13 protein-coding genes and 1 pseudogene are annotated in these 12491 nt (G+C 68.3%); 9 read left to right on the plus strand and 5 right to left on the minus strand.

All coding sequences use genetic code 11. The features are described 5' to 3' along the window. Positions 1-3: 3 nt before the first annotated feature. On the plus strand, positions 4-864 hold the full coding sequence (locus tag P9849_RS05730; RefSeq protein WP_278268693.1) for an SseB family protein: 861 nt from the start codon (positions 4-6) through the stop codon (positions 862-864). Positions 865-918: 54 nt separating this feature from the next. After that, the gene (locus tag P9849_RS05735; protein ID WP_278268694.1) at positions 919-2247 is read left to right on the plus strand and encodes an MFS transporter; all 1329 of its coding nucleotides are present in this window, start codon (positions 919-921) and stop codon (positions 2245-2247) included. 100 nt (positions 2248-2347) lie between these two features. Here P9849_RS05735 and P9849_RS05740 read toward each other — a convergent pair whose 3' ends face one another. Beyond that, on the minus strand, positions 2348-2725 hold the full coding sequence (locus tag P9849_RS05740; protein ID WP_066217307.1) for a DUF1844 domain-containing protein: 378 nt from the start codon (positions 2723-2725) through the stop codon (positions 2348-2350). A gap of 396 nt (positions 2726-3121) precedes the next feature. Between P9849_RS05740 and infC the strand changes: the two genes are divergently transcribed. The 5 genes from infC (at position 3122) to P9849_RS05765 (ending at position 6810) form a co-directional block, all read left to right on the plus strand. Beyond that, positions 3122-4039 (plus strand): translation initiation factor IF-3, encoded by a 918-nt coding sequence (gene infC, locus P9849_RS05745; RefSeq protein ID WP_278268695.1) that lies wholly within the window; start codon positions 3122-3124, stop codon positions 4037-4039. Positions 4040-4172: 133 nt separating this feature from the next. Further along, complete coding sequence (gene rpmI / locus P9849_RS05750; protein WP_066217308.1) at positions 4173-4367, plus strand: 50S ribosomal protein L35; 195 nt, start codon at positions 4173-4175, stop codon at positions 4365-4367. Between the two features lie 92 nt (positions 4368-4459). Next, the gene (gene rplT, locus P9849_RS05755) at positions 4460-4840 is read left to right on the plus strand and encodes a 50S ribosomal protein L20 (protein WP_066217310.1); all 381 of its coding nucleotides are present in this window, start codon (positions 4460-4462) and stop codon (positions 4838-4840) included. 15 nt (positions 4841-4855) lie between these two features. Then, entirely contained in the window at positions 4856-5770 is a 915-nt protein-coding gene (locus P9849_RS05760) for an RNA methyltransferase (protein WP_278268696.1), read from the plus strand. A gap of 122 nt (positions 5771-5892) precedes the next feature. Continuing rightward, positions 5893-6810 (plus strand): cation diffusion facilitator family transporter, encoded by a 918-nt coding sequence (locus tag P9849_RS05765; RefSeq protein WP_278268697.1) that lies wholly within the window; start codon positions 5893-5895, stop codon positions 6808-6810. Positions 6811-6943: 133 nt separating this feature from the next. Here the strand turns inward: P9849_RS05765 and P9849_RS05770 are convergent, their stop codons facing one another. After that, positions 6944-8152, minus strand: a complete 1209-nt coding sequence (locus tag P9849_RS05770) for an MFS transporter (RefSeq protein ID WP_278269111.1) — start codon at positions 8150-8152, stop codon at positions 6944-6946. Between the two features lie 178 nt (positions 8153-8330). On the opposite strand from P9849_RS05770, the gene P9849_RS05775 reads away from it, so the two are divergent. Further along, on the plus strand, positions 8331-8762 hold the full coding sequence (locus tag P9849_RS05775; RefSeq protein WP_278268698.1) for a (deoxy)nucleoside triphosphate pyrophosphohydrolase: 432 nt from the start codon (positions 8331-8333) through the stop codon (positions 8760-8762). Positions 8763-9185: 423 nt separating this feature from the next. On the opposite strand, the pseudogene P9849_RS05780 reads toward P9849_RS05775, so the two are convergent. From P9849_RS05780 to P9849_RS05790, 3 genes and pseudogenes are all read right to left on the minus strand, one after another. Next, positions 9186-10178 (minus strand): annotated as a pseudogene (locus P9849_RS05780) (Rv2578c family radical SAM protein); the annotation flags it as partial. A 74-nt stretch (positions 10179-10252) separates the two neighbouring features. Next, the gene (locus P9849_RS05785; RefSeq protein ID WP_278268699.1) at positions 10253-10891 is read right to left on the minus strand and encodes an SIMPL domain-containing protein; all 639 of its coding nucleotides are present in this window, start codon (positions 10889-10891) and stop codon (positions 10253-10255) included. A 34-nt stretch (positions 10892-10925) separates the two neighbouring features. Next, entirely contained in the window at positions 10926-11342 is a 417-nt protein-coding gene (locus P9849_RS05790; RefSeq protein WP_278268700.1) for a hypothetical protein, read from the minus strand. A gap of 87 nt (positions 11343-11429) precedes the next feature. On the opposite strand from P9849_RS05790, the gene pheS reads away from it, so the two are divergent. Beyond that, positions 11430-12491 (plus strand): phenylalanine--tRNA ligase subunit alpha, encoded by a 1062-nt coding sequence (pheS, locus tag P9849_RS05795; RefSeq protein WP_278268701.1) that lies wholly within the window; start codon positions 11430-11432, stop codon positions 12489-12491.

A 12491-nucleotide genomic window follows, 5' to 3' on the forward strand; every position in this document is an offset into this window, starting at 1 on the left:
GGCATGACGGAACGTCGCGAACTTCCCGGTCACATCGCCGCGGCTCTCGCCGGGGCGGGCGGTCCGACCGACTCCGCGGGTCGCCCCTGGGCCGGCCGCTCGCTGGCCGGTGAGGACTCCCACATCCACAACTTCGAGAACGACGACGGCGAGGCGAACCCCGGTCTGACGACGGCGCTCAACGCCCTGCGCGCCGGAACGGGGGGAGAGGACGGCGTCCTCGACGCCTTGGCGACCTCCCGGGTGTTCATCCCGATCGTGGCTCAGCTGGCCGAGGAGGGCGAAGGGCACGACGGCCTGCACGCCGACAAGCAGGCCGACATGGCCATGGTCACCATGCAGGCCCCGGACGGTCGGATCGCCATGCCCGTCTTCAGTTCGGTGCGCGCGCTCGAGGCCTGGCACCCCGAGGCCCGTCCCGTGGCCGCCTACGCCGCCCGCGCGGCGCTGTCGGCGGTGTCGGAGAAGGCGCAGCTGCTCGTGCTCGACCCCGGCAGCGACTTCACCTTCGTGGTACGCCGGGCCCCGCTGTGGGCGCTGGCTCAGCAGAAGCCGTGGATGCCGTCCTACCTGGACCCTGATGTCGCCGAGGCGTTCCGCGCCAGTGCCGTGGGGCATCCGGAGGTCGGGGACATCCAGGTGCGCCGGGGCTCCGGCGTCGCCGCCCGTGACGCGCGCGGGGAAGAGGTCCCCGGCGGCGGCCTCGGACCGGAGCTGTGCGTGATCCTCGCGCTGAAGCCCGGACTGGAATCGGCCCAGGTCAGTGCAGTGGTGTCCGCTTTACAGCAGAGCTGGGCGGGAAATGAAACACTTGCTGAGGGTGTTGATTCGATCGAGGTCAAAGTCACCCTCCATCAAGCCTGATCCTCCGTGCCGGGAAGCGCGGGGTGATCACGACTCGCGCAAAGGAACAGAGACGTGAACTTCGCACGCTACAAGGAGCTCCTGGCTGAACGGGAGGTCCGCTGGCTGCTGCTCGTGGGGATGATCGCGAGGATTCCGCATTCCGCGTCGGGCATCCTGCTCACCCTGCACATCGTGCTGACCCTCGGGAAGGGTTTCGCCGAGGCGGGGGTCGCGGCGGCGCTGTTCACCATCGGCATCGCGGTCGGGGCTCCATGGCGCGGCCGCCGGGTGGACGTCGCGGGACTCCGCGTCGCCCTGATCCCGTCGATCATCTCGGAAGCCGTCATCTGGACCGTCATCCCGCATGTGTCCTACGAATGGATCCTCCCGCTCGCCCTGGTGGGCGGGGCCTTCAGCCTGCCGATCTTCAGCGTGATCCGTCAGTCGCTGGGTGTCCTGGTGCACGGAGAGCGGATGCGCACCGCCTATGCGCTCGACTCGATCGCCACGGAACTCGTCTTCATGATCGGCCCGGCCGCCGCCGCGGTGCTGGCCACCACCTGGTCCACCGTGTGGGGTCTGACCCTGGTCGGCTGGCTGACGGCCCTTGCCGGCCTGTTCCTGGTCTGGATGAACCCGCCCACCCGTCGCGAGGGAGTGGCGACGGCGGACGAGGAGCAGGAGCAGCGCGCCGCGGAGTGCGAAGCGGCCGAGCACGCGGTGGCCGACACCGCGGCCGGCAATCCTCAGGGCGCGGCGGGCGAACTGCTGGAAGTGGCCACCCGTCCTCCGGGGCCGGCCGTGGCGGAGCGAGAGAACGCGCGGCGCCGACTGGTGAAGTCGTTCTCCTGGATCAGTGGCGCCCTCGTGGCCGTGTTCCTGACGGCCGCCGGCGCGGGGCTCGTACTGAGCGGCACCGACGTGTCGATCGTCGGCCTCCTGCGCCAGCATGGCAACGAGGCCGAGCTGGGGATCGTGTTCTTCTTCTGGTGCGCGTCCTCGATGGTGGGCGGCATCCTCTACGGGGCCATGAAGCGCAAGGTCTCGCCCATGCTGCTGCTCCTGGCGATGGCCGTGCTGACCATCCCGATGGGCTTCGCGCAGGACACCTGGTCCCTGGCGCTGCTCTCCAACCTGCCCGGCCTGCTCTGCGCCCCGGTGCTGTCCTCCGCCTCGGAGTACGTGGCCGATCTGGTGGACGAGGACCGGCGCGGCGAGGCCATGGGCTGGTACGGCTCGTTCCTCACCGCCGGCACCGCCCTGGGTTCGCCGATGACGGGTCTCTTCATCGATCGCATCGGGCCATGGTCGGGATTCGTGGCGATCGGCGTGGCCGGGGTGCTCCTCGTCGTCGTGGCGACGGTGGCCCGCGTCGTCCGCCGACGGCTCGCCTCGGTCTGAACGAGAGGCACTCTGTCCTCCACCGCTCCCGGACACGACGACGGCGGGGCGCCACCTTCTCCAGGTGGCGCCCCGCCGTCGTCGTGATGGATGTGCCGCGTCAGTTGACGGGGCCGGTGAACTTCTCGCCGGGGCCCTTGCCGGGCTCATCCTTGATGAGGGAGGCTTCGCGGAACGCGAGCTGCAGGGTGCGCAGGCCGTCACGCAATGGGCCGGCGTGCTGGGAGCCGATCTCGGGGGCGGCCGCCGTGATGAAGCCCGCCAGTGCGGTGATCAGCTTGCGGGCCTCATCGAGGTCCTTGAGGTCCTCGGCGTTCGGATCGTCCGCGAGGCCGAGCTTCACGGCGGCGGCGCTCATGAGGTGGACGGCCGCGGTGGAGATGACCTCGACCGCGGGGACTTCGGCGATGTCGCGGGTGTGCCCGGCGGCGGGGTCGCCCGCAGCGGTGCCGTGGTCTTCGTGTTCAAAAGTGCTCATTTGATAAGCTTGGCACAGACCAACTGGGAGTCGTTACCCGACGCGAGCACTGTGTGGGCGCGCCGTTCGCATTCGTGTGCCGGAGTCGTGTAAGATTTACTCTTAGTTTGCAAGTGGAGATTTCTCCCACCCGCGTCGACCGCCGTTCGGCCAGGGGCTCAGGCCCCCGGAACAGGACACTGAAGGTCGCCGGGTCAGAATAGGACGGCAGTCCTGTGCAGGGCCATCACTCAGGTGATGTTCCGGCGCTGTGATCTTTGTCCGACTCAGTTTCCTGAGGCCTCCGCTTGCACTGGCAAGAGGAGGCCTTTCTCATTGCCAGTGGAACAAGGCAACGAGCAACAGGAGCTACACATTAGCGATCCACGTATCAATGAGCGTATCCGCGTCCCCGAGGTGCGGTTGGTCGGCCCAGCCGGTGAGCAGGTGGGTATCGTCCGCATCGAGGACGCCCTCCGTCTGGCCGCAGAAGCAGACCTTGATCTCGTTGAGGTTGCGCCTCAGGCCAAGCCGCCTGTCTGCAAGCTGATGGACTTCGGCAAGTACAAGTACGAAGCCGCAGTGAAGGCACGCGAGGCCCGGAAGAACCAGACCAACACGGTCCTGAAGGAAATCCGGTTCCGCCTGAAGATCGACAAGCACGACTACGAGACCAAGCGCGGTCACGCACTGCGCTTCCTCGGCGCCGGTGACAAGGTCAAGGCCATGATCCAGTTCCGTGGCCGTGAGCAGCAGCGTCCCGAGATGGGCATCCGCCTTCTCCAGCGCTTCGCCGAAGACGTGGCCGAGGTCGGCGTCATCGAGTCCACCCCGCGCATCGACGGCCGCAACATGGTCATGGTGATCGGTCCGCTCAAGAACAAGGCCGAAGCGAAGGCCGAAGCCCGTCGCGCCGCACAGCGTGCCGAGGCCAAGGCTCAGAACGAAGCCAAGGCCCAGGCCGAGTCGGACCGTGTGGACACGGACAACGCCACTCCGCTGAGCAACAACCTCGGTGAGCAGCTCGCCGAGGCTCTGAAGGCCAGCGAGTCCGCAGCGGTGGAGGCACCGCTTGAGGATGTCGCAGCTGACGAGGCCGTCGTCGAAGAGGCTCCGGTCGAAGAAGCTCCCGTCGAGGAGGCTCCGGCTGAGGAAGTCGTCGTCGAAGAGGCTCCCGTGAAGGAAGCCCCGGTGGAGGAGCCGAAGCCGGCTGCCAAGCCTGCGGCTGCCAAGCCCGCTGCGGCGCCGAAGCCGGCTGCGAAGCCTGCCGCCGCGCCGAAGCCGTCCATGCCGAAGCCGGGCACTCCCAAGCCCGGTGCCCGCAAGGCCAACTAGACACCCGTCCTTCGCCCGACGGCCCTCCGATGACGAGGACTCAGGGCGGAAAGCCCAACGGCGTCCGTCAGGATGCCGGAATGTGATTCGCAGGCCCGCCAGGGCCTGTGGCAACGTAAGGAGATCGGTCCCCATGCCGAAGATGAAGACCCACAGTGGTGCCAAGAAGCGCTTCAAGCTGACCGGTAGCGGCAAGCTCAAGCGCCAGCAGGCCAACCGCCGCCACTACCTGGAGCACAAGCCCAGCACCCTGACCCGCCGCCTGGCCGGCGACCGCATCGTCGCCAAGGGCGATGCCAAGGTCATCAAGAAGATGCTGGGCCTCTAAGTTCCATTTCCCGGCCGGATGGCCAACCACTTAAGGCCCTGAGCCGCCCGAGAGGGCGAGCCGAGCGGGCCAATGATTGAAGGAGTACGCACGTGGCACGTGTGAAGCGGGCGGTCAACGCCCACAAGAAGCGTCGGGTTGTTCTTGAGCGCGCCAAGGGTTACCGCGGCCAGCGGTCCCGCCTGTACCGTAAGGCCAAGGAGCAGCTGCTCCACTCGTTCGTTTACAGCTACGGCGACCGCCGCAAGCGCAAGGGTGACTTCCGTCGCCTGTGGATCCAGCGCATCAACGCTGCGTCCCGCGCCAACGGCCTGACCTACAACCGTCTGATCCAGGGCCTCAAGGCCGCCGAGGTCGAGGTTGACCGCCGTATGCTCGCCGAGCTGGCCGTGTCCGACGCCGCCACCTTCGCCGCTCTGGTGAAGCTCGCCAAGGACGCCCTGCCGGCTGACACCTCCGCCCCGAAGAACTAGTAAGTCCTTCTCAGCGTGAGCTTTTCCGAGCGCCCCCAAGCCGCCATCATGTCCAATCCCCGGGCCGACCGGGTGAGAGACGTGGCCCGGCTTGCGGGGCGCTCGGCGCGTTCCCGGCAGGGTCTGTTCCTCGCCGAAGGACCGCAGTCCGTGCGTGAAGCCCTCGTGGCCCACCGCGAACGCCTGTCCCGGGGGGAGGAGGGGCTGGTCACCGAGCTGTACGCCAGCCAGGCCTGTCTCGACCGCTACCCGGAACTCGCCGCCGGCGCCGAAGGGGTCCGGACCAGGATCGCCACGGACGAGGTGCTGGCCGCCATGGCCGACACCGTCAATCCCCAGGGCATCGTGGCCGTCTGCCGCTTTCTGCACCGCCCCCTGGACGAAGTGCTCGACGCCGGCCCGCGCCTTCTCGCGGTGCTGTGCCAGGTGCGGGATCCCGGCAATGCCGGCACCGTGCTGCGGGCCGCGGACGCCGCGGGTGCGGACGCCGTGATTTACTCCGGCTCCAGCGTCGACATCTACAACCCCAAGGCCGTGCGCTCCACCGCCGGCTCACTCTTCCACCTCCCCGTGGTGACCGGCGTCGATGTCGCGGACCTCGCGGCGCGCTGTGCGGAGCGGGGGATCGGGATCCTCGCAGCAGACGGGTACGGCACGCTCGATCTGGACGAGCTCCAGGACGCCAGTGCGGCTCGCCGCCTCGGAGCGTCCGGTTCCGCTGCCCCGGACGGTGAGCAGGCGCCGTCGTACGACCTGGCGTCACCCACCGCCTGGTTCTTCGGCAATGAGGCTCAGGGCCTCGCCCCGGAGGAACTCGCACTGAGCGATCACCGCGTGGCCGTTCCGGTCTACGGCTCGGCGGAAAGCCTGAATCTCGGCACGGCCGCGACCGTCTGCCTCTACGCCAGCGCCCGCGCACAGCGCCGCTGAGCACTGCTCCGGCCTGAATCCTTCGGTGCCACGGAGCGTCAAAGATCCCCTTCCGTCCCCGGGATCCGTCGCGTGCGACTAGCCTTGGAATGATTTGTCACTCCGATCATTCAAGGGGAATCATGTCCGCAAGTGGCGGAAACAAGGCCGTGGTGGCCGCTCTGTCCGCGAATCTCGCCATTGCCGCGATGAAGTTCGTGGCGTATGCCTTCACTCTCAGCAGTTCGATGCTGGCCGAGGCGATCCATTCCGTGGCCGATTCCGGGAACCAGTTGCTGCTCCTGCTCGGCGGGAAACGCGCTAAGCGCGCCGCCGATGCAGAACATCCCTTCGGGTACGGGCGTGAGCGGTACATCTACGCGTTCATCGTCTCGATCGTCCTGTTCAGTGTGGGTGGTCTGTTCGCCCTCTATGAGGCGTACGAGAAGTTCCACGATCCGCACGGCATCGAGGGGCCGTTCTGGTGGGTCCCGCTCGCCGTCCTGGTGGGCGCGATCATCGCCGAAGGCTTCTCCTTCCGCACCGCGATCCACGAAGCGAACCACCTCCGCGGCCGTCAGGGCTGGGTGCGCTTCGTCCGCAACGCCAAGCAGCCCGAGCTGCCCGTGGTCCTGCTGGAGGACTTCGGCGCGCTCATCGGTCTGGTGTTCGCCCTCTTCGGCGTGTCCATGACCCTGGTGACCGGTGATGGTGTCTGGGATGCCTTCGGCACCGCCATGATCGGTCTCCTGCTCGTCGCCATCGCCATCGTCCTCGCGCTCGAGACGAAGTCGCTGCTGATCGGCGAATCCGCCACCGCGAACGACGTCGCCGCGATCGAACGCGCCATTCAGGAGGACGGCACCCGCATCATCCACCTCAAGACCTTGCACCTCGGACCGGAGGAACTGCTGGTGGCCGCCAAGTTCAGCGTCCCGGAAGGCGCCACGGGCGCTGCGATCGCTCAGGCCATCGACGACGCCGAGAACCGGATCCGCAGCGCCGTCCCCACGGCGCGGGTGATCTACCTCGAGCCGGACATCTACCGCGCCTCCGTCTGACGGGAGCCGGGGAACTCCGGAGACGGCGAAGGCCGGGCCTCATGGCCCGGCCTTCGCCGTCTCCGTAGCCGGATCGCCCGGGGGAGCTTGTCCGGCGTCGGGTGTCTGGAGCGTAGTGCTCAGAACTCAGTGCTCAGTGCTCGATGTCGTGATGCACGGACTGGACTGGGAAGCGGCGCTCCAGGCGTCCGCTTGTGAGCGCCACGCCGAGGCCCAGCAGCGCGAGCACCGCGCCCACGAGGGCGGGTGCCGTGTAGCCGTAGCCCAGGGCGATCACGACACCGCCCAGGAAGGCGCCGGCCGCGTTCGCCAGGTTGAGCGCGGCGTGATTGAGCGACGACGCGAGGCTGGGAGCGTCCGGGGAAGCGTCCAGCAGACGGGTCTGCAGGGGAGTGGTGAGGAGCGAACCGATGCCGCCGACCACGAAGACCATGATCAAGGCAGCGGGCGCCCATGGGGCGGCCAGGGTGTACAGGACGAGCGCGATGGCGATCGCGATGAGCGCACGGTAGATGGAACCCATCACGGACTTGTCCGCGAGGCGGCCACCCACGATGGTGCCGATGACCATGCCCAGGCCGTAGATGGCGACCACGAGGGGGATCAGGCTCTCCGGAAGATGGCTCACCTCGGTCATGGTGTGCGAGATGTACGTGTACGTGGCGAAGAACCCGCCGAATCCGATGGTGCCGATCAGCAGTGCCATCCACACCTGGACGCGCTTGAGGGCGCCGAGCTCCCGGCGGATGCTGGCGCCCGGGATGCTCGCTTCGAACGGCACGAAGAGCGCGATGGCGCCGGCCGTGAGCAGGGCGATCACCGAGACGAGGGCGAAGAGCAGCTGCCATCCGAAGTTCTGGCCGAGCCACGTCGCGAAGGGGACGCCGATCACGTTCGCGACGGTCAGGCCCGTCATCACCATGGAGATGGCCCAGCCGCGCTTGGTGGCGGGCACGAGGGACGCCGCGATCACTGCCGCGATGCCGAAATAGGCGCCGTGGGGCAGACCGGAGATGAAGCGTGACAGGGCCATGGCGCCATAGCTGTCCGCGAGCATGCTCGAAGCGTTGGCGAGAGCGTAGAACAGCATCAGGCCGATGGCGAGGCGCTTGCGCGGAAGCCGAGCGCCGAAGGCGGCCAGGAGGGGTGCGCCCACGCAGACGCCCAGGGCATACGCCGAGATGAGCGTTCCCGCCTGGGGCGTGGTCAGGTGCAGTCCATGCTCGACTTCCCGGAGCAGGCCCATCATGGCGAATTCCACGGTGCCGATGGCGAAGCCGCCCAGGGCGAGGGCGACGATCGCCCGGGTGAGGGCGGCGGAGGTGAGGCGAGGACGCGCGATGGTCCCGGCCGGGGGAGAGGTGGTCACGGAGGGTCCTTGACTGAGGGGTGGGCTGGTCTGTGATCACGACGTCGGGACCAATGTTTCCATTGTCGCAACGCGAGAGCCCTGGGCGCTATTTCCTCCCGCCTCCGCGCGCCGCGACGTGTCGCGAAGGAGAGGCCTAGACTGGTCCGCGATGACTATCGCACCTCGCCTCGTGGTCGGCGCCGCCGTCCTGGATTCCCTCACCCAGCCCCGTTCGCTGCTCTGCGCCCGGCGCAGCGCCCCCGAAAGCCTGGCAGGGCTCTGGGAGTTCCCCGGCGGAAAGGTCGAACCCGGTGAGGAACCGGAGGCGGCTCTGCACCGCGAACTCCGGGAAGAGCTCGGTATTTCGGTGGAGCTGGGACCCGAAGTCCTGTCCGGTGCCGACCACGGCTGGGTGCTCAACGAAAAGGCGACCATGAGGGTGTGGCTCGCAGAGGTGAGTGAGGGCGCCCCGCAGGCGCTCGAGGACCACGACGAGTTGCGCTGGGTCCCCCTAGAAGAGGGCGCCCTGCACGCCCTGCCGTGGATTCCGGCGGACTTCCCGATCGTGGACGCCGTCCTCCGCCGGGCGAACGGTTCCTGACAGGCTCCGTCCGGGGAGGCGGTGACCGCTTTCCGAGCCGGGGGCCGGGAGCATCTCCTGGGTGCCGGTCCCCGCGGTGTTCCAGCGGGTGCGCCACGTCGGCGGACCGGCGAACCGCGACGTGACGCCGGTGGGGGCCTGGCCGGTGCCGTCCGTGCTGGGCTGTGACGGCCCGGCTTGTGACGGCGTGAGGTGTGACGGCCTGACCTGCGATGGCGGAGTCCAGTTCTTCAGGGACGCCATGCTGCCTTCGGGATAGCGGGCCTCCTCGACCCGCGGGTCCGGGTGGAACTCCGTGACGGCGCCGTCCCTGCTGCGGGCCGCCCCTAGCCCCGCGGGAACCTCCCGTTTCACGGCAGGGCCCGAACCAGGGGGAGCCTCGTGCAGCGCGGACTGCTGCCCTTCGGACTGCTGCAGCTCGGAATGCGCAAAGCCGTTCGACGTCGGGAAGCCGTGCTTCCTCTTGAAGAAAGCCACCCGCTGTGCGAGCCATTTCCGGTAGCCGGGATCGGCGTACGAGCCCTGCCCTTTGGGGCCGGCATACAGGCGACGGTATTTCCCGACCAAGGCGGGGTGTTCGCGGGCCAGCCAGGACATGAACCACTCGCGGGTGCCCGGTCGCAGATACAGCGCGCCGGCGGTGACACCCGTCGCCCCGGCCGCCGCGAGTGAGGAGAACAGCGCGTCCAGATCATCATCCGAATCGCTCAGATAGGGCAGGATCGGCATGGCCATGACGCCGCAGGGGAGCCCGGCCTCCCGCAGCCGGGAGACCAGGCGCAGGCGGGCCCGCGGGCCGGGGGTGCCCGGTTCGATGGCGGCCTGCAGCTCCTCATTCATCATGGCCAGGGAGATCCCCAGCCCGATCGGCACCGCCTGTGCGGCTTCGCGGAGGAGGGGGATGTCCCGGGACAGGAGCGTCCCCTTGGTCAGGATCGAGAACGGGGTCCCGGATTCGGCCAGCGCTTCGATGATCCCCGGCATGAGCTGATAGCGTCCCTCGGCCCGCTGGTACGGGTCCGTGTTGGTGCCGAGGGCCACGTGATCGTGCTTCCAGGACGGGCGGGCCAGTTCGGCCCGCAGCACCTCCGCCGCATTGACCTTGACCACCACCTGCGAATCGAAGTCGAGGCCCGAGTCGAAGTCCAGGTAGGTGTGGCTCTTCCTCGCGAAGCAGTACACGCACGCATGGCTGCAGCCCCGGTAGGGGTTGATGGTCCAGGAGAACGGCATGGTCGACTGAGTCGGGACCTTGTTGAGCACCGATTTCGCGGTGACCTCATGGAAGGTGATCCCCGCGAACTCGGGCGTAGAGATGGAACGCAGCAGGCCCGCCATCGGCAACAGCGGGGCGGCCGTCGGGGCAGTGGCGGTGTCCACCAGTGCCGGCTGGAGTGCCTGTGCGTCCCATCTCATGCAAGTATTCGAACATATGTTCGAACGGAGTTCAAGGGGGTGCGCTCAGCGAGGGGCGGCATCGCCCGGAATCCTCAGGCGAGGGACCACGTGACGCTGAGCGACACCTGGACGTCCTGCTCGCCCGCCTGAATGGCGCCGTCCGCCTGCGGTGCCGCGGCGACCCGGGCGAAGGCGATGGGAGGAAGCCCGCCACCGGCCGAGCCTTCCTCGATCCGGAGGACCTGGTCGAGGGTGACCCCCGACGAAGCCGCGAGCTGGGACGCCCGGGCGAGGGCGTCCTGCCAGGCGGCCTCACGCGCCTGCGACCGGACCGCGGTGGGATCGGAGACGTCGAGGGAGAACCCCTCGAGCCGGGCCTCTTCCCCTCCGGCCGCGATGGCGCTCTGCAGGATCCCCGCCGCGGCGGGCAGAGAGCGGAGTGTCACGCGCACCGTGCCACGGGCGATGTAGCCCAGCAGGCCGTCGTCGCGCCCGTCACGCCATTTCCGCTCGGCGCGGAGCGAGCGGTCGGTGGTGGCGACGTCGCGCGGTTCGACGCCCGACGAGTGCAGCGCGTCCCGCAGGGCGTCCATGGTGCGCCCGGACTGCGCGAACGCCTCCTCCACCGTTCCGGCCAGTGTTTCGATGCTCAGGTGTGCCGTCGCGATGTCCGGCACCGCCGGGGCGCTCGCATGCCCGGTGACGGAGATGGTCCGTGTCGGTGTTTCCATGCCGTTCCTCTCGTCGTGTCCCCGCAGGGAGTGATCAGAACCGATCCTGGTCCTGCGGCCCAATATAGCCACCCGCCTCAAGGCCCGCGTCCCGTTCGAAGGGATTCGACAGCGCCGGGCTTCCGGTCCGCCAGACGGAATACGCGGCGCAGAGGCCGTAGAGCGGCAGGAAAGGCAGACCCAGACAGGCGGCGTACTGCCAGGCGTGCCGGGCCTCGTGGGCGAGCAGGCGTGGGTTGCTCTCGACTGACAGGCCGGGCCGGGCGAGGATCACGGATCCCACGGTGAAGGCGCCTCCGGCGGGGAACGCCCAGGGGTAGTCGCGGGCCAGCCACAGACCTTCCGGACCACGGTCGACGTCGCAGCGTGCGGCCCGCGCCACGGCGAGGCCGAGGAGTGTGCTCAGATTCACCCAGTTGAGGGCGGCCCGGGTTTTCCACATGCCAGACATGGGCCCAGCCTACGACGGCCTGCGTACTAGACTTGTGCAGGGCCATGATTGGCCCATCACCACCCCTTCGACCCGAAAACACGGTACATGTCTGAGACCACTAAGGAAGTCATGGCCCCCAGCCCGTTGGATGAGGCCGCTCTCCAGAACGCTGTCGCAGAAGCCCTGGCAGCCTTTGAGGAGGCCGCCGATCTTGAGGAGCTCAAGACCGCACGGCTGGCGCACACCGGTGAGAAATCACCCCTGAGTCAGGCGAACGCGGCCATCCGCGATCTGCCCAAGGACCAGAAGAGCGCCGCAGGCAAGCTCATCGGCGGCGCCCGCGGACAGGTGAACAAGGCGCTCGCCGCCCGCACCGTGGTGCTGGAGGAGGAGAACGACGCGCGGATCCTCCTCGAAGAGACCGTGGACGTCACGGCCGCGCCGCGCCGTCGCCGTGCCGGCGCCCGCCACCCGCTCTCCGTGCTCCAGGAGCAGGTCTGCGACATCTTCGTCGGCATGGGCTGGGAGATCGCGGAAGGCCCCGAACTCGAGTCCGAGTGGTTCAACTTCGATGCCCTGAATTTCCAGCCGGACCACCCGGCCCGCGAGATGCAGGACACCTTCTTCGTGGAGCCTCCGGAGGCTCACCTGCTGCTGCGCACCCACACCTCGCCGGTCCAGGTCCGTTCCATGCTGGAACGCGAACTGCCGGTCTACGTTCTGTGCCCGGGCAAGGTCTTCCGCACTGACGAGGTCGACGCCACCCACACGCCCGTGTTCCACCAGTTCGAAGGCCTGGCCGTGGACAAGGGCCTGTCCATGGCGGACCTGCGCGGCACGCTGGAGCACTTCGCCCGGCAGATGTTCGGCGCGGAGGCCAAGATCCGGCTCCGTCCGAACTACTTCCCCTTCACCGAGCCGAGCGCCGAACTCGACATCTGGCACCCGGGCGCCAAGGGCGGCCCGCAGTGGATCGAGTGGGGTGGCTGCGGCATGGTCAACCCGAACGTGCTCCGCGCGGCCGGGATCGACCCGGAGGTGTACTCCGGTTTCGCGTTCGGCATGGGCATCGAGCGCACCCTCATGTTCCGCAATGAAGTTCCTGACATGCGGGACATGATCGAGGGCGACATTCGTTTCAGCGAGCACTTCGGGATGGAGATCTAA

It is taken from the genome of Arthrobacter sp. Y-9 (genome assembly GCF_029690065.1).
Taxonomy (GTDB): domain Bacteria; phylum Actinomycetota; class Actinomycetes; order Actinomycetales; family Micrococcaceae; genus Arthrobacter_E.